Below are 22,465 nucleotides of genomic sequence, written 5' to 3'. Positions count from 1 at the left end.
AATGAATGATCATGCACTGGTTTCTATAGCTTTATGTACTTATAACGGAGAAGCTTATTTAAGAGAACAGCTGGATTCCATTGTTAATCAAAGCTATTCCCCAATTGAGGTAATTGCAGTTGATGATTATTCTTCTGACAATACCTTAAACATATTAAAAGAATATTCCGAAAAATATCCCTCGATTAAACTATTCGTCAATTCTGAAAATCTGGGCTATATCAGAAATTTTGAAAAAGCCCTCCAGTTATGTAGTGGCGATTTTATTGCTTTATCAGATCAGGATGATATCTGGGATTTACAAAAAATTGAAAAGCAGGTCAAGGCTATCGGTAATCATTTGCTGGTTTATCATGACTCAGAATTCGTAGACCAGAATGGTCAATCTTTGCACCGGAAGATGTCGGATATTATGAATTTGTACCGGGGTGATCAACCCGAGGCTTTCCTGTTCTTTAACTGTATTTCAGGACACTCAGTATTAATGAAAAAAGAGCTGAAGGATGAGATCTTACCTTTCCCCAATGCTTATTTTCACGACTGGTGGATGGGATACGTTGCTACAAATCTGGGAAGCATAGATTTCCTTGTTGAAAGTCTGGTCAAATACCGGCAACATCAGAAAGCAGATACGAATATTTTAAAGCGTAAGAGAGATAATACGCTTAGAAATCCACTTACTTCGGCAGTGAAATATGAGCGGAAAATGCTCTGGATTAAATCCTGTTTCGAATATCCTAAAAATAAAAATCCGGAATTTATACGCCATCTCTATGCTGAATTTAAAAAGAACAAAGAGGAATATATTTCGTTGGGGCTGGCAAAGCTAATCTTTAAGAATCGCGATGTACTATTCAGCATAAACAAAAAAAGCGCTTTCAGTAAACTAAATTTCGCACTCAAAGAATTATGGGGAGGAAAAATCAGAAGAATCTTTTCAGAATAGTTCAGGCTTGCTTTTCTTTGTAGCAGAACACATTAATGGCCATATCAAAACTCTCACAAAACAACCTTGTATCTATAAAAGGGCGTTTTCTGGTCGCTGATTCCTTGATATAATAATGGAAACCTAAGCTTTCGACCAGTGCAAGAAGCTCATGCAAAGTTTGCTTTGAATTCACATTATTATGGTATTCAAAGAAGATATGTTTTGCATTTTGTAAACTTTTTCCGCAATATTTCAAAACTGTATCCTCAGCTCCTTCAATATCAATTTTCAGAAAATCGACATCTTCTGTCAGGTAATCCAGTAAAGGAACAGATTCGATTAATTTAGGCTCTTGCCAGGAGTATTCATTATTTACTCTTCCACCCATTCCACCATCGGTAAAGAACTTTAAGGTTTCTTTTTTAGTCCATACCGCCTTTTGATGGAGTGTTACATTTTTCAAGCAAAAAGTCTCTACATTCTCTTTCAGAATCACGAAAATATCAGCATCAGGTTCGAAGGCAATAATTTGATGATCAGGATAGTTAAGTGAAAAATATAACACACTTAAGCCCATGTTTGCACCGCAGTCGAGAATAATCTTTGAGCCGGCACTTGGTTTGAACCGATAGATTTCTGTCTCGAAAAGTTCAATATAGGATTCGGCAAAACTTGGTCCGTGATGAAATTTAAACGGTTTGTCGAATACATGAGCATATCCAATCGTAAAGTGTTTATAATCGGCAATGCGACCTAATTCCAGTTTAATATCACCCGAATTAAGCTTCATTTGTATGCTTCTTTTAAGCCTTCTGAATTCTTTTCTTAAGCCCAAACCTGTCAGATTTAACGTTATTAACCATCAATAAAGGCCAAACAAAAAAAGCGATCAGATAGATCGCTTTTAAAATTATTTGTTCAGATTATAATTTCCTTTTCACCTCTACCTGTTCGTATGACTCTACGATATCACCCGCTTCAATATTATTAAAGTTCTGAATATTTAAACCACACTCATAACCGGTAGCAACTTCTTTCACATCATCTTTGAAACGTTTCAATGAGGCCAGTTCACCGGTATAAACTACTACACCATCACGTATGATACGAATCTTGCTGTTTCTGGTAATCTTTCCGTCGAGTACCATACAACCTGCAATTGTACCCACTTTACTGATTTTAAATACTTCACGAATTTCAACGTTGGAAGTAATTTTCTCTTCAAATTCAGGGTCAAGCATACCTTCCATCGCGGCTTTCACCTCATTAATGGCATCGTAGATGATTGAATAAAGACGGATATCAATTTGTTCTGCCTCAGCCAGTTTACGTGCACTTGCAGAAGGACGAACCTGGAAACCAATGATGATCGCATCAGAAGCCGAAGCTAATAAAACATCCGATTCAGATATCTGACCTACAGATTTATGTATGATATTCACCTGGATCTGTTCAGTCGACAGTTTCAGCAAGGAATCGGACAATGCTTCGATTGAACCATCCACGTCACCTTTAACGATCACATTCAACTCCTTGAAGTTTCCGATTGCCAAACGACGTCCGATCTCATCAAGTGTGATATGTTTCTGAGTACGTAATCCCTGCTCACGTTGTAATTGCAATCTCTTATTGGCAACCTGACGGGCTTCAACTTCACTTTCCATCACGTTGAACTTATCACCTGAGGTTGGCGCGCCCTGCATACCTAAAACCTGTACAGGTGTAGAAGGACCGGCCTTATCTAACTTAACTCCGCGTTCATTATGTAGTGCTTTTACCTTTCCACTGTATCCACCGGCAAGTATCGCATCTCCAACCCTCAATGTTCCGGCCTGAATCAGCACAGTTGTGACAATTCCACGACCTTTATCCAAAGCTGCTTCGATAACTGTACCAACGGCACGCTTGTTTGGATTGGCTGTCAACTCCAGCATATCTGCTTCGAGCAAGACCTTTTCCAGCAATAAATCAATGCCTGCACCGGTTTTACCTGAAATTTCCTGACTTTGATATTTCCCGCCCCAGTCTTCAACCAAAATGTTCATTGCAGAAAGCTGTTCACGAACCTTATCAGCATTCGCACCCGGTTTATCAACCTTACTAAATGCAAATACAATTGGTACATTTGCAGCCTGTGCATGATTAATAGCTTCACGCGTTTGAGGCATCACACTATCATCAGCAGCAATTACAATAATTGCAATATCGGTTACATTGGCACCCCTTGCACGCATGGCCGTAAATGCTTCGTGACCCGGAGTATCCAGGAAAGTTATTTTACGATCATTTTCAAGGGTTACTTCATAAGCTCCAATGTGCTGGGTAATTCCACCCGCTTCTCCTGCGATAACATTTGTCTTACGAACAAAGTCAAGCAAGGATGTTTTACCATGATCCACGTGACCCATTACGGTTACGATTGGAGCTCTTGGTAATTGATCCTCCGGAGTATCAGTTTCTTCAAGTAAACCAGTTTCCTCATCTTCAGGTTTCACAAACTCAACTTCATAACCGAATTCATCCGCTACGATGGTCAGAGTTTCAGCATCCAGTCTTTGATTGATGGATACGAACATTCCCAGGCTCATACAAGTTGAAATAACCTGAGTAACAGGAACATCAAGCATCAGTGCCAGCTCATTTGCAGTAACAAATTCTGTTACCTTGATGGTTTTGGACTGCATTTCTGCTTCCAATGCTGCATCTTCAGCAGTCTGAGCCACATCATCACGCTTCTGACGACGCAATTTTGCACGCTGTGCAAATTTTCCTGATTTACCCGCACCACTTAAACGTGCAAGTGTTGCTTTGATCTGATCCTGAATTTCTTTATCTGTAGGTTCGGCTTTTGGAGCATCCGGGGTACGGGGCTTATTCCTGAAATCAGGTCGGGCTCCGCCTGCAGTACCTTGTCCTGGTCTTGTATTTCTGAAATCAGGACGATTACCCTGATATCCTGCACCGGGTGCAGGGCGTGGTGATCCTCCTGACTGCTGACCTTGCTGGCCTTGCTGACCAGGTTGTGCTGCCTGACCGGGTTGACCCGGGGCATTATCTTTACGCTTCCGTTTACGCTTATGATCAGCTCCTGCAGCACTCGATGAAGAAGCCACTGGTTGACCACGGCGAGCCGGTGAAGCTGGTAGCTCAATTCTACCAATCACATTAGGGCCTGTCAGACGTTCTGCTTTGGCACGAATAACTAAAGCATCAGGATTACTTTCCTGAGTATTTGGCTTATTTTCTTGTTTTTCTTCAGCTACCGGTTTAGTAGCAGGAACTTGGGGCTGTTCTTTAATAGTTTCTTTCAGACTTTCAACAGGCTCTTTAATTTCTGCTGCAGGTGCAGTTTCCACCTCAGGCTCTGCTTTTTCCTGAACGGGTTGCGGAATAACTTCCGGTTCCGGCACTTTTACAGGCTCCTCAACTTTAGCAGCCGGAGCCGGTGGAGCTGGTGGAGCAACAGGAGGTTTTTCCGGTTCGGGACTTTTTTTATCAGGACGGGTTTTGGAATTCAAGTCATCTAAATTGATCCTTCCTACCACTTTAACACCTGGCAAAGTACCTTCTTCTGCTTTAGGCTCATTAATGACAGGCTGCTGAGGTTCAGCTTTTGGCTTCTCAACTACCGGAGGAGTAAATGGATTGACATTCTTGATCAGAATTTCTTCCTGTTCAAAATCCTTTGAACGCTGTGGTTCAGTCTTTTCGTTAGTTACAGGAATATCATCGCGACGAATCTTGCCAATAACAATTTGTTTAGCTTCTTCTTTTACGATCTTATCACCCTGGAACTCCTTAAGAAGAACATCGTACATCTCATCGGTGAGTTTAGTATTGGGCCTGGCCTCAACTTTATGACCTTTTTTCCCTAAAAACTCCACCGCGGTGTTCAGGCCGATATTCAGCTCTTTCGCAGCTTTAAGTAAATTTGTGCTTTTACCTTCTGACATTTATTATTTTAACCTCGCTATTTTTGTACAAAAGTACGTTTTTTATATGTTATATGCTTTGAGGATCGGGCTTTTTCTTAAACCTGTTTTTTCTCAATAAGATACTAGCCTAAATTATTCAAATTCTGACTTCAGTATCTCAATTACATCTTTTACTGTAGTATCTTCCAGGTCAGTACGTTTAACCAAATCATCCACAGATAAGCTAAGAATCGATTTTGCTGTATCCAAACCAACACGCTTGAATTCATCAATGATCCAGCCCTCAATTTCATCTGAGAATTCCTCAATATCCACATCCTCATCATCTTCATGTGCCTCACGGTACACATCAATTTCATATCCTGTAAGCTTTCCCGCTAACTTAATATTGTGACCACCGCGGCCAATTGCCAATGAAACCTGATCAGGTTTTAAATAAACTGCCGCTCTCTTTTCTTCGTCATCAAGTTTGATGCTTGTGATTTTTGCCGGACTTAATGCCCTTTGAATATACAATGAAATATTGTTTGTAAAGTTAATTACGTCGATATTTTCATTTTTCAATTCACGAACGATTCCATGTATACGTGATCCTTTCATGCCTACACAAGCACCAACCGGGTCAATTCTGTCGTCATATGACTCTACCGCAACTTTAGCACGTTCTCCTGGTTCACGAACAATTTTCTTTATTGTAATCAGTCCGTCGAATATCTCAGGTACTTCCATCTCAAACAAACGTTGCAGAAATTCGGGTGCCGTACGGGAAATAATAATCTTTGGATTACCATTAAGCATTTCTACTTTCTCAATAATGGCACGTACAGAATCTCCTTTTTTGAAATAATCAGCAGGAATCTGCTCTGTTTTGGGCAATAAGAGCTCATTTCCTTCGTCGTCAAGTACCAAAGTCTCTTTTTTCCAAACCTGATATACTTCTCCGGTTACTATCTCCCCAACACGGTCTTTGTATTTCTTAAAAATCTCGTCCTTCTCAAGTTCCAGAATCTTTGAAACCAGGGTTTGACGTGCAGCCAGAATTGCCCTTCTACCAAAACTTTCAAGGGTAATCTGTTCGATAAAATCATCCCCAACCTCAAGATCAGGATCAATTGCTTTTGCTTCTGCAAGTTCAATCTCAAGATCATCATCTTCCGAAAAACCATCTTCCATTACCGTTCTTGTACGCCAGATCTCCAAATCCCCGTTATCCGGGTTGACGATCACATCACAATTTTCGTCTGTACCATACCTCTTACGCAACATGCTGCGGAAAACTTCTTCCAACACGCTGATAACCGTAGGCCGGTCAATATTCTTGAAGTCCTTAAACTCCTGGAATGAATCGATTAAATTAATATTGCTCATTTTTTATTGAATTTGTCCCGTAGGTACGGGACGTTATTTAAAACTCACTAAAACTATCGTTTCTGATATATCTTCAAACTTTATATAGCTCTCTAGCAAAACTGCTTTCTTAGCCTTTTCCTTAACACTCTCTTGTATCGTAATTCCTGAATCATCCGCAGCCATCAATTTACCTTCCCTGATACTACCATCTTTAAGCTTAACCTTTAATGAACGGTTAATATTTTTCTGGAACTGGCGCAATGATTTTAGTGGGGTATCTATTCCGGGAGAGGAAACTTCCAGTCTGTATGCTTGTTCAATGGCATTTTCCTCCTCAAGATGAAAACCTACATGCCGGCTTATCGCAACACAATCACTAATTGCAACACCATTATCTCCATCTACTAAAATAGACAAAATTCCGCTACTATGCATCTGAACGTCTACCAGAAACAAATCGGGACGGTCGGCAATCTTTTCTTCAACTAACTCAATGACACGCTTTTCTATATTCATTTTGACCTCTTTTTTAATCCCCTTGAAAAACAGGTTGGTAAAAAAAGAGCCCCGCAAATGTCGGGGCTCTTCTCAGATCGACGCAAATATAAAAAAAAATCCGTCAATACAAATACCTGATTTCAATACATTTATAAGATTTACCTTTTTGAAACAATGAATTTATGCTCTGTAAACCCATCTGAGAGAAACAGTTCACGCGTTTGGATCAGATCATCTGCATCCTGAAGCAATAACTTTGTGTAACAGCGGGCAAAATATAAATGGTTTTCTCTGAAATTATCTTTTGGTTTAAATCTAACCATCCCGCCTTCAATAGAATAAATGCCTTCCAAAGCCTGTTGAAAATCCCTCATTTCAGGATCCCCTGGTTCTTCGTACACTGCAAAAAAATTTGCCCATAAAGAATCAGAGAGAGAATCAGTCTTTAATTCCTCTAATACAGGAATTGCTAAACCCCTTAATTCTACCGCATTGCTGTCGGCATTAAACCTGATTATTAGTTTATTTTGTGTTTGATCCTGAGCCCTTTCCTGTTTACAGGAATTAAAGAAAATTAAAATTATTACTGAAATATGAAATAGATTCTTCATATTTATTTACATTTTAAACCAAAAATCATGAGGCTGATCATTGAAATTCTATTAATGGGTGCAGCTGTCGCTATTGCTGCTTACCTGCTGCCGGGGGTTGAAGTCGAAAATTTCTGGAGTGCCATTATTGCAGGTATACTCATTGCACTTGCAAACGCAACCATTGGCACAATTCTCCGAATTTTAACCTTTCCAATCAATTTTTTGACTCTGGGTTTGGTTTCTTTCATCATTACCGTTCTAATGGTGTTATTAGTTGACAGCCTGATGGAAACATTTAATACCAGTGGATTCCTCTCTGCAGTTTTATTTGCCATAGTTCTTGCTTTGATAAATATGATCTTTTCGGCATTCCAATCAGATAAAGCAGCCTAGCAAATAATTTCGGGTACCTGATTCCCGGGAAAACAGGAATCAGGTACCCCTATTTTTTTACAGCCGTTGTTGCCCTGATTACAATTGGAGACTTGTCTTTCGCTGTCTGATCAAATACCTCTCTGTTATCAGTCATCCTATAATATTTTCCAAGTTTTTCAACTGCTGCAGCCCTTACCTGTGAAACCTTATCTTTAGTTGCCAAATCTTGCAATGTTTGATGAACAGCCTTCCGCTCATCGTCTGACAGATTTTCAATAACAGATAAAGCCGTATGGCGAACGAACCAGTTCTTATCTTTGAATGCAGAAACCATCACCTTCCTTGCAGCAGCCTCCTCCTTCATATCTTTCAATTTCATTATTGCTTCAATCCTGTCCATAAATAATGGCGCATTCTGATATTGAAAAATATATTCCTGCATATTTTTTACTTCGTTTTTTTCAGCAAGGATATATTTTTCAGCATCAACATTTACAAGATCTGGAGGACTTAAGGAGGGGAAAATAAACGATTGGTTTTGCCTTTCAAGGATAATTTCCTTACGCTCTACCTTCGTTCCGGTGTAAATATCTATAGCCATAGGAATACGGTATAGAGGTGTTTCTGACAGATTCTGATTTTGCCTAATATTTACATTTATCTCCCGCTTTAGTGGATCATAAGAATTCTGAATACTCAAAACTGGGTGGCCGGAAGCCAGGAACCATTGATTAAAAAACCAATTTAAATCCATACCGGTAATTTCCTCAAATGCCAGCCTAAGCTCATGAATTTCGGCCGTTTTGTAAGTATGCCTGTTCAGATAAAGTTTCAGGGATTCAAAAAAAGCCTCATCCCCAACCGTCTTTCTTAGCATATGGAGTATCCTTCCTCCCTTATGATAACTTATCTCATCAAACATTTGTTCTCTATCCGAATAATCAAAACGGATTACATCCGGTTCTGGTTTTCGTTTATTACTAATATAGACCGACATATCCTCAAATCCTTTAAGATCAGCCTGATCCCTGCCGTATTTATATTCGTCCCATAGATATTCGCCATAGGTGGCAAATGATTCATTCAGAGGCAGGTTAGCCCAGGATTCGGCAGTAACCAGGTTTCCAAACCAGTGATGAAATAGTTCGTGAGCGATAATATCTTCATAATTTTCATCCAGATATTGTCCTTCTGACATATTCAAACCCTCAAAAAATACCGATGCGGTTGTATTTTCCATAGCCCCACTCACAAAATCACGGACCACAATCTGGGAGTATTTATCCCATGGATACTCAATTCCCAATTTGTTTGAGAAAAATTCCATCATTTCGGGGGTTTTTCCAAATACCAGTTTTGCTGTGGAAGCATAAGCCGGTTCGGTATAATAACTTACTTCCTTATCCCTCCAGGTATCTCTGGTAATGACGAAATCCCCGACTGCCAGCATAGTCAGATAAGTGGAATGAGGCTGCTCCTGTCGCCAGCTGTCTGTCCGCGTACCATCTCCATTCATGCTCGAAAATTCAAGTGTCCCATTCGAAAGGCTGACAAACTCATTTGGTACTGTAATATTCAGTTCCTGCGTCATTTTTTCCTGACTGCCATTAATGGTTGGGAACCAATTTGAATTACATTCAGTTTCACCCTGAGTCCAGATTTGCCTTGGTTTCCCTTTATCCTTTCCATCCCTGTTTATGAAATAAATACCACGGTCACCCGCTGATGCAATATCCTCGCCGACTTTTAATTTATTTGGCATCGCGACGTAATCAATAAATATGGTGTATTTCTGATCTCTGGTATATATCTTATCCAAACTGATAGTAAGCAATTTACCATTGTAGGTATATCTTAATGGCTTCATATCATCGCCATTAACCAATGAAACTGAGTTCAAGCGAAACCCATTGGCATTCAATACCAACTGGTCAGAAGGATAGAAATAGGGCTTTGCAAGAATTGTAGCTTTTCCAATCACGTATGCGCTATCCCAATCGAAACTAAGATCAAGTCTGGTATTAATAATATCTGTGGTTTGGGTATAGCTGCCCCTGTATACTAAAGCACCCTTTGAATTTTCAACAATAGTAATAGGGTCCAAATTAACCATCCTTGGAGCAGAACAAGCTAAAAGCAGTATTGAAGCCAGTATAGGGTAGCAGAGGATATATTTTATTTTCATCAACATTAATTTGTTATTAATAATCCCGTTTACACGGAATTTCATTTGCTTTACAGCAAAATTGAGATTCATTTTCTATTCTTCTATCAGCAGATTTTCAATTGTTTTCTCAAATTCATTTTTAAAATCCGCATAATGAACCCCGGTTCCGGGCCCACTGAAACCGGTATGGATCTTTCTGACTTTTCCCTGCTTATCAATGATTATCATAGTTGGGAAGGCTACAAATTGCTTTAACATTGGCAGACTTTTAGCTACCTCGGCTTTATCATTTATATAGCCGGTAATTAACATAACATATGGAACGTCAAACCGCTCGCGTAAGCGTAATAGGTTTCTTTTCGAACGTTCATAATCCCTGGTTCGTTCATAAGCCAGGGCAACAATTTCAAGGCCCTTTTCCTGATATTTTTTGTACAATGGAACCAGGTAAGCAGTTTCATCCATACAATTAGGACACCAGGATCCGAAAAACTGTACCAAAACAACCTTATTCTTAAATTTTGAATCCGAAAGAGAGACATTCTTTCCATTTAAATCAGGAAAAGAAAAATCTATTTTATCAAATCCATCCCTCAAGGCAGTCATCGAATAAGCATCAGGCAGGATCGCATTATCGTCTTTCCTGGCGGTCCATGTCTGTACAGAAGATAGTCCGGAATAGAAATTTCCATCCACTATTGTGTTACTATCCAGAATTTTGCCGGTAAACAGGAAAGCATGACTGCCGTCGAAACAGGAAAGATAAAGTTTATTGTCTGAGACAGTTCCCTCAAGAAAACGATAATCCCCTGTACTGGTTAAAAAAGTGCCAATAAGGCGACCATCCTGTTGGGTAAATTCACCAATGGCAGGAATCGAATTACCTGTCTTTGCATCATGAAAAGTAACGGACCAGGAGCCTGTCACAACAAGCTCAGGTTTGGTTTTGGCCTTGAAAAAACGCCATGAGTAACCTTTTTGGGCTTCGAGCATCATTACTTCGCTACTATCTGCGAAATGTTTAATCCACTGTCCGTGCAAAGAACCGTTCTTTAACTTTGCCCTGATCTCCGAATCAAAAAGAGGCATCTTAATAAAGATAGAATCTGATTCTGTATAAATTTCATTGACCCTAAACCTTTCATCCCCATTTATAATCTCTAAAAATTGCTGATCTGCAGAATCGATTACTTCAAAATTGAAAGGTATGCTGGCTCCCGAAATTGTTTTGAGGGTAGCACGCCAGATTCCTTGTTCCAGTGCATGATCTGTTTTACTTTTACAAGCAAATAAGCCGGAAAGAAGAATAGTGAAAATAATAATTTTGAAGCAATTTTTCATCGCATGGGCCCCGGCTAACTATTTTAGAATCTCACGTGCAATTACAATGCGTTGAATCTCAGAAGTCCCTTCATAAATTTGGGTAATCTTTGCATCGCGCATCAGACGTTCCACATGAAATTCCTTAACAAAACCATATCCTCCGTGTATCTGAACTGCCTCAACAGTAGTTTTCATGGCTACTTCTGACGCGAATAATTTGGCCATAGAACTTGCCTGAGCATACGGGAGGCCCTGGTCTTTCAACCAGGCAGCTTTTAAGCAGAGCATCCTTGCTGCTTCAATTTCAGTTGCCATATCTGCAAGCTTAAACTGAATTGCCTGATGCCCGGAAATCGGTTTCCCAAATGCCCTGCGTTCTTTTGAATATTGGAGAGCCAGTTCATAAGCACCTGAGGCTATCCCAAGGGCCTGTGAAGCGATCCCTATCCGTCCGCCATCCAGTGTTTTCATTGCAAATGAGAATCCAAAACCTTCATCGCCGATCCGATTCTCTTTAGGTACTTTTACGTCGGAAAACATCAGGGAATGTGTGTCTGATCCACGTATTCCCATTTTATTTTCTTTAGGGCCCTTTGTGAAACCCTCCATATCTTTCTCAACAATCAGTGCATTTATTCCCTTATGTCTTTGGGCAGGATTAGTTTGGGCTATGACCAGGTAGGTAGAGGCATTTCCCCCGTTTGTGATCCAGTTTTTAGTTCCATTAAGGAGATAATGATCGCCCATATCGATCGCGCTTGTGTGCAGAGAAGTGGCATCGGAACCGGCTTCTGGTTCAGAAAGACAAAATGCGCCTATTTTTTCACCGGCTGCAAGCGGTTTCAGATATTTTTCCTTTTGAAACTCAGAACCGTATTTCTCAAGTCCGAAACAAACCAATGAATTATTTACCGAAACCACTACAGAAGCTGATGCATCAACTTTTGAAAGCTCTTCCATGGCAAGCACATACGAAATGGTATCGAGTCCGGAGCCATTATACTTGGGATCAACCATCATCCCGAGAAAACCAAGTTCACCTAGTTTTTTTATCTGCTCATGCGGAAATTTTTGATGTTCATCCCGTTCTATTACCCCGGGTTTTAATTCATTATTGGCAAAATCCCTGGCTGCCTGCTGAATCATCAACTGCTCTTCTGTAAAATCAAAAAACATAATAATTGGTTTAGTGCCGCAAAATTAATGTTTCGGGCCTGATTAGTATTTGCTTCTATGCAAATATTAAGAAATATTTCCGTTTGTTATGTGCGGGATTATGGAATATGCCTTAAAAAAGCAAGAATTGATTGGAAATCTCAGTAATTGGATCTGATTTTTTTCTCTATAAGTGTTGTGGAATAACCGCTAAGATATTCTATAGTTTTTACCTCTCCGCCGTATTGCAATACCAGCCCGGCCCCCACAATCTGTTCAATTGAATAATCAGCCCCTTTAACCAGGAAGTCGGGTCTCACTAATTCAATCAGGTGCAGTGGGGTAGGCTCATCAAAGATTACCACTGCATCTACAAAAGAAAATGAAGCAAGCATGACAGAACGGGAAAGCTGATCATTAACAGGCCGGCCCGGGCCTTTCAATGCTGATGCAGATGAATCAGAATTTAAGCCAATCACTAATTTATCTCCCATATCAGCAGCTTTCGACAGATAATCAATATGCCCTAAATGAAGTAAATCAAAGCAACCATTGGTGAACACTAATTTTTTCCCCAGAAGTCGCCATACATTCAGGGGAGCTTTTAGTTGATCCGGAGTATAAATTTTACTCTTAATATTATCCAGTCTGCTCATTTTGATTTTTTCTAGTGTATTGCTTCAGGAACAAAATTAAACTTATTGAACCAATAAAAAGGATAATTAATGTTTGAGTTGTATGAACCAATAATGCGTAAGAAAGGCCATCACTTTTGGATATGCCATAAATAATCAAACCCTCTGAAACCATCCAGTGAAAGGCACCTATACCTCCCTGAACAGGTGCAATCATTGCAAGACTGCCAAAAACCAGGGTAGAAAGTGCTGCACCCGGGCCAAGAGTGGAAGTAGCGTTCAGAGCAAAAAAGCACAGGTAGGATGAAAGCCCGTATAGCAACCAGATGAATGCTGAGCTCAATATAAATCCGGTTTTATTGTCCAGATTTTTTACGGATAAAATTCCGGTCTTCATTCCTGAGAAAAAACGGATAATACGGTTATAAATTCCCCATCTTTTCTTTTTCATCAGGAAATAAAAGAAAATAACTATCAGAACTATGAGCAAAAATGCAAAGATCAGCAAAATGATGTCGCCGGTCCTACCACTTAATTTAGTATGAACATGCTGATATAGAAATCCGGATATCAAGTTAAATTCTAAAAGGATAGCCATCGCAAATACAATTCCCAGCATTAGCAAGTCAACAATACGCTCAGCAATTACAGTCCCCAATAGCTTAATTACGGGGATATTATCAGATTTATTTAGCACAGTACATCTCGCAAGTTCGCCCATGCGCGGGAATGCCAGATTAGCAAGATATCCCATAATTACTGCATGAAAAGTATTCATAATACCAGGGGTACCATGCCCCAGCGAGCCAATCATTAAATTCCATCGGTAGGCTCTTAATACATGTGCAAGCAAACTAAGGACGATGGATAAAAGAACCCATACATAATCAGCCTTTTTCAGATCTGAAAGCATTTTGCTAAGATCCTGCCCTTTGAAAGCTAAATACAAAAGCAAAATCCCTGTGACCAGAAATAACAGGTATCTGATGGATTTTATGAGCGAAATTCTCAATATAAATTTTCTTTATTCAGGTACATATTGTCTATAATCCTGATTTTACCAATTCTGGCAGCAACCAGAGCTATCATTGTTACCGCTCTTTTTGAAGTAATTGGCTTGAATGTGCGGGCATTATAAATTTCAAAATATTCAGTCTCAATTCCTGGGCACGATTCAAGAAAATCGTTGACCTTTTTCTTTACCTGTTTAACTGAATGCGTTTTAAATAATTCATGTGCCAGTGTGAGCGATTTGTACAAGGCAAGCGCCTGTAATCTTTCAGCTGGTAACAAATAAACATTTCGGGAGCTCATTGCGAGCCCATCATTTTCCCTGATAATCGGACAAATAACCAGTTTGACTTTAATCCTCAACTTTCTGACCATATAGGCAATCACCATTATCTGCTGATAATCTTTCTGACCAAAAAAAGCAAAGTCGGATTGCACTGTGTCAAACAGCTTTTTTACGATCTGTGTTACACCCTGATAATGTCCCGGTCTGATCCTTCCTTCAAGGATATTATCCAGATTGTCCAGTTCGATACTCCAGAATTCTGAACTGTTATACATTTCATCCACTTCAGGAAGGAACAAAACATCGCATTTAAATTCCCTTAATTTTCGGAGATCATCTTCAATGGGACGTGGATAATTCTCCAAATCCTTTTTATCATTAAATTGTGTTGGATTCACAAAAATACTGCAAACTACAAAATCTGTCTTCCTGCGGGCAGCCTCAATTAAAGATAGATGACCAGCATGCAAAGCACCCATAGTCGGGACAAATCCAATGGATTTGCCTGATGAACGTATATCATCGAGATAGTGATGAATGGCTTCTCTGTTGTTAAAGATTTTCAAATTACAATTTGCTATTAATGGGCTCAAAAATGGTTAAATACTTAAACAGAACCAAAACAACTTGCCTAATTCGTTGATATTTCATAAGATAATGATTACCTTTGCTGTTCTAAAACTTTTCTTAACCTTAAATTAATCAAACCGGAGATGGCAAAAACGAAGATTCTTTTTATTACGCATGAGATGTCGCCTTTCCTTGAACTTACCAAAATTTCTGAGATTACCCGTCACTTACCTCAGGCAATGCAGGACAAAGGATTTGAAATCCGTATTTTGATGCCGCGTTTCGGTAATATTAACGAACGCCGTAACAGATTACATGAAGTAATTCGACTATCGGGTATGAACATCATCATAAATGATAATGACAACCCATTAATCATCAAGGTCGCATCTATCCCTTCTGCACGAATGCAGGTATATTTCCTTGACAATGAAGAATATTTCCAGCGAAAGCATGTATTTACTGATAATAACAATAAATTCTATGCTGATAACGACGAGAGAACCATATTTTTCTGTAAAGGTGCTTTAGAAACCGTTAAAAAATTAGGCTGGTCTCCTGATGTTGTACACTGCCACGGATGGATGAGTGCGCTTGTTCCTGCTTATTTAAAGACTTTGTATAAAGATGACCCTACTTTTAAGAATTCAAAAGTGGTGTATTCCCTATATGATGATAATTTTGAAACCTCTCTCAGTGCTGAATTTGCATCTAAAGCGATTATGAACGGAATGAATGCCGAACACACTGAAATGTATACAGACGCTACTAATACAGCTTTGAACCTTGGAGCAATCTCCTATTCTGATGCAGTAGTTTGTGCCTGCGAAAATATCAATGAAGAAGTGTTAAAGTTTGTTAAAAAATCCAATAAACCGCTTCTGGAATTCAATTCCACTTTAGATTACGAAAATTATTACAACCTTTACGAAGAAATTGCTAGCGAAGAATTAGTGTCATTAGCCTAAGCCTAACTATGCAAACCTCCCCGAGTGAATAATGGAGGGGTACCCGATCAGATTGAAAAAAGAGCTTGTAAGCTTTTAAAAATTAATGTAATACGGATGAAATTATACAAACTGGACTTATTAACGCTGTTGATAAGTCTTTTTATTTTAAGCAGCTGTCAGAATACAGATTCTATTGGCCTTGATGTTGATCCGGCTACTGAAGTTACAGGTAGCTTTACAGATACGATTACAGTTATCTCATCCACTGTAAAAGAAGATTCACTGGTTACCAATACCTTGACAAAATACCCTCTTGGATATTTGATAGATCCCATCTTCGGGAAAACTAATGCTAATATCGCCATGTCACTGACACTTGACCCTCCCGGCCTTAATTTCGGGACATCTCCGGTTTTGGATTCAGCAGTCCTGGTACTTTATTATGCTAAGGACTTTTATGGCGATAGTACCTCAAATTTTCAGGTTGAGGTTCATCAGCTCAATAATCCGCTGAGTACCTCTGTACGATACTATAATACACAGGCTCAGAGCTATGGATCATCCGTGATTGGAAGCAAAAGACTAAGATTCAATGTCAATGATAGCGTAAGGGTTACGGAAATTGTAACAGGCAATCCCGACAAACAAGTTACCCGGGCACCTCAGATGCGAATACCGCTCAATTCAAGTTTTATCACAACTAACTTTCTGAACGCAAGCAGTACCACCTTAAGCAGCGATGATTTGTTGAATAAGGCTGTAAAAGGGTTTTACCTGACTGTTAATAAGGCACAGAGTTCCGGACCCGGAGGTATAGCATTTTTTAACCTTAGCGATTCAAGCAGGCTGGAAATTTATTATAAAAGTCAGAATGGTGCTTTAATTGATACCACTATGCATAAATTCCCTATCGTGAATGGTTCAGTGCCTGTAATTGCCGACTTCAAGCATGATTATAGCGGAACGGATATTCCAGCTAATTTGAATAATACAAGCACTCAACAAGATTTTACCTATGTTCAGGGTTTAGCAGGCCTGCGAACAAAAATCCGGTTTCCCCATATTGAAAAGTTAAAAAATCTTGGAAATATTACCATAAATAAAGCAGAACTGATAGTCTCAGTTGTAGGTGGAACAGATGCATTTAAGCCAGCTTCGCGGCTTATAATGTATCGTACGGATATTGCAAACCAAAGACAATTCATTCCCGATTTCAGCACCGACCCTGCATTCTCTTTAACAGATTTTGACTTCGGTGGTTTTTATGACTCAAGTAAAAAACATTATAAGTTTCAGATCACAAGCTATATTCAGGATATCATTAAAGGTAAACTGAGACAATACGACACCTATATTGCACCAGTCAGTACAGATTTTAATCGTTCGGCTGGTCCGTCTGTATCAGGAAGCAACGCTGGAGGAGCTGTTATTGGCAGCGGGAAATCCGGAGTTAGCTATCAAATGAAACTTAGAGTAATTTATAGTAAGATAAATTAATTTTCTACTCCCCTTTATTATATACAAGCAAATTGCTAGTTTCGGCAATTAACAATTCATAATTATGTGTGGAATAGTTGGTTATATTGGACACCGTGAGGCCTGGCCCATAATCATCAAGGGATTACAACGACTTGAATACCGGGGATATGATAGTGCCGGAGTAGCACTCATGAACAGTCATCTAAGCATTTATAAAAAGGCTGGAAAGGTAAGTGATTTAAAACAATCAGTTGAAGGGAAAAACCTGAGCGGCACAATGGGCATGGGACATACCCGCTGGGCCACGCATGGTGAACCTTCAGACCGTAATTCACATCCACATACCTCAGGTGACGGCCGTCTGGCGATTATACATAATGGCATTATTGAAAACTATTCCAGTTTGAAAGAGGCATTATTATCCAGAGGCCATGTCTTTAATAGCGATACAGATACAGAAGTCCTGATACACCTTATTGAAGATATTCAGTTTCAGACAGGCCTGGATATCAGGGAGGCCGTCAGAATTGCCCTTGATAAAGTGATCGGTGCATACGCCATAGTAATCATAGATCAGGATGAACCCAACGAATTGATTGCAGCCCGAAAAGGGAGCCCGATGGTGCTGGGAGTTGGAGATGGGGAATATTTTATCGCTTCAGATGCATCACCGATAATTGAATATACTAAAAATGTGATTTACCTCAATGATAATGAAATTGCCTTTATCAAACGGGATGAATTACTGATAAAGAATATTGATAATACAATCCAGATTCCCTACGTACAGGAGCTTGAATTAAAGCTTGAAATGCTTGAAAAGGGCGGGTTTGATCATTTCATGCTCAAAGAAATCTTTGAGCAACCGAGGTCGATAAAAGACTGTATGAGAGGACGTATCTATCCGGACGAGGGTTATGTTCAATTGGGCGGGATCAAAGAATATGCTGAAAAACTAAAGAATATTGACCGCATCGTAATTGTTGCCTGCGGAACCTCCTGGCATGCCGGACTGGTTGGGGAGTACCTGATAGAAGAATATTCCCGTATTCCGGTTGAGGTTGAATATGCATCAGAATTCAGGTATCGAAACCCGATTATCTCAGAAAAGGATATTGTAATTGCAATCTCCCAATCAGGGGAAACTGCAGACACAATGGCTGCAATCGAACTTGCAAAATCCAAAGGAGCCACTATTTTTGGAATTTGTAATGTTGTAGGAGCTTCAATACCCCGACTGAGCCATGCTGGTGTCTATACCCATGCCGGACCTGAAATTGGGGTTGCCTCAACAAAAGCATTTACAGCACAGGTCACAGTTCTTACACTAATGGCATTGTATATGGCACAACAAAGAGGTAAGATCACTCAAAGTAAAATGGTTCACCTGCTTACTGAACTTGAGAATATTCCCTTACTTGTTGAGAAATGTCTATTATCAAATGATAATATAAAAAATATCTCTGAAGCCTTTAAAGATGCGAGTAACTTTCTGTTTCTGGGCAGAGGAAGTGGATTTCCGGTAGCACTGGAAGGTGCTCTTAAGTTAAAGGAGATCTCTTATATCCATGCAGAAGGATATCCTGCTGCTGAAATGAAACATGGGCCAATTGCCTTAATCGATGAAGAAATGCCGGTGGTATTCATTGCAACAAAAAACTCATCCTACGAAAAAGTAATCAGTAACATACAAGAGGTGAAGGCCAGAAAGGGCAGGGTCATTGCAATTGTCACTGAGGGTGATGTTGTGGTTAAAAATATGGCCGATTTCGTTATAGAAATACCTGATGCTGATGAAATATTTCTTCCTCTGCTTGCTACTATCCCATTACAGCTGTTATCATACCATATTGCTGTATTAAGAGGTTGTAATGTAGATCAGCCAAGAAATCTGGCAAAATCAGTAACGGTAGAATAAGCATAATCTGGCAAATAGAACTTAAATGATAATTTTTTTCAGAAAGAAATATTGGTCCATATTTATTGCATCAATAAATTATTAACTTGTATAAAAAATCAGGTATCATGACCAGCAGAATTCCATTTGTAATAGCCATACTCACGCTCATCTGCGGAGTATTCATCTCCATTATATTTGGAGCAAATGAAGACTTTTTTAAAGATAAAATCAAGGAAGGCCTAAGCAAAAATGAAAAGATCAGCCTTATTCAGGATGTTGCAGAAAAGGATGCTGTATTGAAGGCAGAGAGTGAAAAAAACTGGCGATATTATCAAAGATTTCACTTTCATGCAACCGGGATTGGGGCAATGGTAATGGGCGTACTGCTTTTTATATCATTTTTATCAGCTCCGCAAGGACTAAAAAATATTACTTCATATGCTGTTGCCATTGGCGGATTTCTATACCCTTTCCTCTGGTTATTTGCAGCAATATACGGCCCTGAACTAGGCAGAGAGGTTGCCAAGGAAAAATATGCCGTTTTCGGCTATATGGGTGGCTTATTTTTACTGGGCTTATTCCTGAGTCTTTTTATGGCAATTAAATATTCATTCAAAAGCAGTAAATAATTTCTAAAACACAGTCCATTTTAGCTTTCAGGAAAGTACTGCATTTGCAACTCTCATGCTATTTCCTGAAAGAATTTTTTGAATATCATCATCCGAATATCCCATTTGTACCATTCCCACAGTGAATAGGGGCCAATTGGTCCAGGCCAAGCTTTGAATCATGTCTGAGCTTTCCTTGAAATCATCTGGCGGCCAAAGTGCTTCCCAGCGCGTTCTCTCAGGATTTCGTGCAGAAATCTTCTTGCTTTCCTCATTTGAAAATTGAGATCTGTAGGCAACATCAGTTCCAATAGCAACATGGTCAACTCCAAACTTTTTTACTACATAATCAATATGCTTCATCATCATTGCGATATCACCGCTACCCCCAAGAAACCTTGGTATGCAACAAATTCCAATATACCCACCAGTGTCGGCAATTGCACGAATCACATTATCCGGTTTCGAACGAATATGCTTATTGATGGAAGCCACTGTGGTATGACTGGCTACCATGGGTTTCTTTGAAACCTGAGCTGCCTCCAGGCTTGTCTGCCAGCCGGAATGAGCAATATCCACAATCACACCAACACGATTCATTTCCTTGACTACCTCCCGTCCGAAATCACTCAATCCCCCATTGGCTTTTTCTGCACAACCATCCCCAATTACATTTCTTCGATTATAGGTAAGATGCATCATTCTAATTCCCAAATGGAAGAATACGCTGATATATCTTAATTCATCTTCTACAGAAATCCAATCCTGTGGCAAAGGAACGCCATTACCAGTGAAATATAGAGCATGTCGATTTTCTTTTTTAGCCCGTAGAATGTCTTCTGGCTTTACAGCTTTACTTACAAAATCACTCATCATATCAGTAGAATAAGTAAAGTTCGCTAAGCGCTTAAGCAGTCGACTAATCCCATTCCCTTCTTCACCAGTATTCTGTACCACACAAGTTACCCCGGAAGCCTTCCAAGCATTTTCTAATTCCTCCCTTTCTCTTTTATCAATGACAAAACGAGTCATAGACTGACTTTCCATCATGTCCTGTAGTTCCAACTGAGATGCTTTGGAATCTATTGCCAAATTTATCAATGCAGCATTAGGTGCAGCCGATGGCATGAATCCATAGCAATCAATGACAAGGGAATTCATGTGTAATTCAAGGCCCCGTTCAAGCTGTTTCTGACTAGGTTTAAGGATGCTTTTAGCTATCTCAAAATTCTGTTTTATCTGTTCATTTATGGCATATCTTGAATGATCGAGGCTTAAAGATGATTGAAAATTAGGTTTAGGGAATTCATTGGCTTGAGCAAACCCTCCAAAAAAACCATCACCTGCTATAGCTAAACCGGCCATGCCTGAAAGCTTTAGGAAATCTCTGCGCTTATTTTTCATTAGATTTTGATTTAATGGCCTGGTAATTATTTACGATTAAATAGAATTTGTTATCAATTCAAAACAATTTAGGTCTTTAAAATTAAGTGGCAAAAAATAAATAGCATCCAATCTGCTATTTCCAATTTAAAATTCAATCAGGCGCTAAATTCTACTCTGAATGCAATATCCAGTATTCAATAATTCAAAATTCCTTTAAATACTTAACTTTGCCCCATGCAAATTCACATATTAAAATCAAAAATTCACAGAGTCAAAGTAACAGATGCAGATCTTAACTATGTAGGCAGTATTACTATAGATCATGACTTATTGGATGCTGCAAATATCCTGGAAGGTGAAAAAGTGCAGATCGTCAATAATAATAATGGTGAGCGCTTTGAAACATATACCATAAGCGGAAGAAGAGGAAGCGGAGATATTATTTTGAATGGTGCCGCTGCACGAAGGGTTATGAAAGGTGATGTAATTATAATCATAACCTATGCTATTATGGATGCAGAAGAAGCCAGAAACTATAAGCCTGTTGTTATATTCCCGGATGAGGAAACTAACTTATTGAAATAACATAGCATTCAGGGCTCATCAAAATGAGTTTTAGCTGAGCCTGAAATCAACCTGCTAATTTCATTCAGCTCATTATCTGACAGATATCGCCATTTTCCCAGGGGTATATCCAGTCTGATATTCATTATTCTGACTCTTTTGAGTTTAATCACCTTATAATCAAGGTATTCACACATTCTTCGGATTTGTCTGTTCAGTCCCTGAGTGAGTATTATTTTAAATCTATTCTTATCCAGTTGTTCCACTTCACATTTGCGGGTTATGGTATCCAGGATAGGAATTCCGTTGCTCATCTTTTTTAGAAATTCAGGATTTATTGGCTTGTTAACTGTGACAAGATATTCCTTTTCATGATTATTTCTGGCCCGCAAAATTTTGTTGACAATATCCCCGTCACTTGTCAGTAAAATCAGTCCTTCACTTGCTTTATCAAGCCGCCCGATCGGGAAGATACGCTTCGGATATTTGATATAATCAATGATGTTATTTTTCTCAGCCTTTGTGTCGGTTGTACATACTATTCCTACCGGCTTATTAAATGCTATATATACAGGCTTTTCTTCAGGGGTGGAAACTAGTTTCCCGTCAACTCTAACCTCGTCTTCAGGAACGATTTTAGTGCCCATTTCAGGCACCACACCATTAATAGTAACACGGTTTTCAAGAATCAGTTTATCCGCCGCCCTACGCGAACAGTAGCCTATCTCACTCAGATATTTATTTATCCGGGT

Annotated in this window: 20 protein-coding genes; 7 read left to right on the top strand and 13 right to left on the bottom strand. The window is 39.3% G+C overall.

Translation table 11 applies throughout. The features are described from left to right. Position 1: 1 nt before the first annotated feature. Positions 2-946, top strand: a complete 945-nt coding sequence (locus tag Q8S11_RS04650; protein ID WP_305660906.1) for a glycosyltransferase family 2 protein — start codon at positions 2-4, stop codon at positions 944-946. A 1-nt stretch (position 947) separates the two neighbouring features. On the opposite strand, the gene Q8S11_RS04645 is transcribed toward Q8S11_RS04650, so the two are convergent. From Q8S11_RS04645 to Q8S11_RS04625, 5 genes are all read right to left on the bottom strand, one after another. Next, complete coding sequence (locus Q8S11_RS04645; protein ID WP_305660905.1) at positions 948-1,718, bottom strand: FkbM family methyltransferase; 771 nt, start codon at positions 1,716-1,718, stop codon at positions 948-950. Between the two features lie 133 nt (positions 1,719-1,851). After that, complete coding sequence (gene infB, locus Q8S11_RS04640) at positions 1,852-4,881, bottom strand: translation initiation factor IF-2 (RefSeq protein ID WP_305660904.1); 3,030 nt, start codon at positions 4,879-4,881, stop codon at positions 1,852-1,854. A gap of 114 nt (positions 4,882-4,995) precedes the next feature. Continuing rightward, a complete protein-coding gene (nusA, locus tag Q8S11_RS04635; protein ID WP_305660903.1) occupies positions 4,996-6,231 on the bottom strand; it encodes a transcription termination factor NusA in 1,236 nt (411 codons plus the stop codon). Positions 6,232-6,264: 33 nt separating this feature from the next. Further along, the gene (gene rimP, locus Q8S11_RS04630; RefSeq protein WP_305660902.1) at positions 6,265-6,729 is read right to left on the bottom strand and encodes a ribosome assembly cofactor RimP; all 465 of its coding nucleotides are present in this window, start codon (positions 6,727-6,729) and stop codon (positions 6,265-6,267) included. A 140-nt stretch (positions 6,730-6,869) separates the two neighbouring features. Beyond that, the gene (locus Q8S11_RS04625; protein WP_305660901.1) at positions 6,870-7,322 is read right to left on the bottom strand and encodes a hypothetical protein; all 453 of its coding nucleotides are present in this window, start codon (positions 7,320-7,322) and stop codon (positions 6,870-6,872) included. 27 nt (positions 7,323-7,349) lie between these two features. Between Q8S11_RS04625 and Q8S11_RS04620 the strand changes: the two genes are divergently transcribed. After that, a complete protein-coding gene (locus tag Q8S11_RS04620; RefSeq protein WP_305660900.1) occupies positions 7,350-7,697 on the top strand; it encodes a phage holin family protein in 348 nt (115 codons plus the stop codon). Between the two features lie 49 nt (positions 7,698-7,746). Here Q8S11_RS04620 and Q8S11_RS04615 read toward each other — a convergent pair whose 3' ends face one another. From Q8S11_RS04615 to panC, 6 genes are all read right to left on the bottom strand, one after another. Continuing rightward, positions 7,747-9,864 (bottom strand): M1 family metallopeptidase, encoded by a 2,118-nt coding sequence (locus Q8S11_RS04615; RefSeq protein ID WP_305660899.1) that lies wholly within the window; start codon positions 9,862-9,864, stop codon positions 7,747-7,749. A 75-nt stretch (positions 9,865-9,939) separates the two neighbouring features. Beyond that, positions 9,940-11,187 carry a TlpA disulfide reductase family protein gene (locus Q8S11_RS04610; protein WP_305660898.1) on the bottom strand — a complete coding sequence of 416 codons (1,248 nt, stop codon included), beginning with the start codon at positions 11,185-11,187 and terminating at the stop codon, positions 9,940-9,942. A gap of 18 nt (positions 11,188-11,205) precedes the next feature. Beyond that, a complete protein-coding gene (locus Q8S11_RS04605; protein ID WP_305660897.1) occupies positions 11,206-12,345 on the bottom strand; it encodes an acyl-CoA dehydrogenase in 1,140 nt (379 codons plus the stop codon). Between the two features lie 140 nt (positions 12,346-12,485). Further along, the gene (gene rfaE2, locus Q8S11_RS04600; RefSeq protein WP_305660896.1) at positions 12,486-12,980 is read right to left on the bottom strand and encodes a D-glycero-beta-D-manno-heptose 1-phosphate adenylyltransferase; all 495 of its coding nucleotides are present in this window, start codon (positions 12,978-12,980) and stop codon (positions 12,486-12,488) included. Next, positions 12,964-13,971 carry a lysylphosphatidylglycerol synthase transmembrane domain-containing protein gene (locus tag Q8S11_RS04595; RefSeq protein ID WP_305660895.1) on the bottom strand — a complete coding sequence of 336 codons (1,008 nt, stop codon included), beginning with the start codon at positions 13,969-13,971 and terminating at the stop codon, positions 12,964-12,966. Before Q8S11_RS04595 ends, rfaE2 begins: the two co-directional genes overlap by 17 nt. Further along, positions 13,968-14,822, bottom strand: coding sequence for a pantoate--beta-alanine ligase (gene panC, locus Q8S11_RS04590; protein ID WP_305660894.1), 855 nt, complete (start codon positions 14,820-14,822; stop codon positions 13,968-13,970). Before panC ends, Q8S11_RS04595 begins: the two co-directional genes overlap by 4 nt. A 147-nt stretch (positions 14,823-14,969) precedes the next feature. On the opposite strand from panC, the gene Q8S11_RS04585 reads away from it, so the two are divergent. The 4 genes from Q8S11_RS04585 (at position 14,970) to Q8S11_RS04570 (ending at position 19,784) form a co-directional block, all read left to right on the top strand. Further along, positions 14,970-15,794, top strand: a complete 825-nt coding sequence (locus tag Q8S11_RS04585; RefSeq protein ID WP_305660893.1) for a glycogen/starch synthase — start codon at positions 14,970-14,972, stop codon at positions 15,792-15,794. 96 nt (positions 15,795-15,890) lie between these two features. Beyond that, a complete protein-coding gene (locus tag Q8S11_RS04580) occupies positions 15,891-17,273 on the top strand; it encodes a DUF4270 domain-containing protein (RefSeq protein WP_305660892.1) in 1,383 nt (460 codons plus the stop codon). 64 nt (positions 17,274-17,337) lie between these two features. Then, complete coding sequence (gene glmS, locus Q8S11_RS04575; protein ID WP_305660891.1) at positions 17,338-19,173, top strand: glutamine--fructose-6-phosphate transaminase (isomerizing); 1,836 nt, start codon at positions 17,338-17,340, stop codon at positions 19,171-19,173. Positions 19,174-19,280: 107 nt separating this feature from the next. Then, the gene (locus Q8S11_RS04570) at positions 19,281-19,784 is read left to right on the top strand and encodes a hypothetical protein (protein ID WP_305660890.1); all 504 of its coding nucleotides are present in this window, start codon (positions 19,281-19,283) and stop codon (positions 19,782-19,784) included. A 27-nt stretch (positions 19,785-19,811) separates the two neighbouring features. Here Q8S11_RS04570 and Q8S11_RS04565 read toward each other — a convergent pair whose 3' ends face one another. Beyond that, a complete protein-coding gene (locus tag Q8S11_RS04565; RefSeq protein WP_305660889.1) occupies positions 19,812-21,167 on the bottom strand; it encodes a dipeptidase in 1,356 nt (451 codons plus the stop codon). 216 nt (positions 21,168-21,383) lie between these two features. Between Q8S11_RS04565 and panD the strand changes: the two genes are divergently transcribed. Next, complete coding sequence (gene panD, locus Q8S11_RS04560) at positions 21,384-21,734, top strand: aspartate 1-decarboxylase (RefSeq protein ID WP_305660888.1); 351 nt, start codon at positions 21,384-21,386, stop codon at positions 21,732-21,734. Positions 21,735-21,742: 8 nt separating this feature from the next. Here the strand turns inward: panD and Q8S11_RS04555 are convergent. Continuing rightward, the coding region (locus Q8S11_RS04555) for a pseudouridine synthase (RefSeq protein WP_305660887.1) at positions 21,743-22,465 on the bottom strand (723 nt) is incomplete at its 5' end.

Origin of the sequence: Daejeonella sp. (assembly GCF_030695525.1) — a bacterium.
In the GTDB taxonomy this organism is placed as follows: Bacteria; Bacteroidota; Bacteroidia; order Sphingobacteriales; family Sphingobacteriaceae; genus Daejeonella.
The sequence above is the reverse complement of the archived record's forward strand: the minus strand, read 5'-3'. Positions and strand labels throughout refer to the sequence as shown.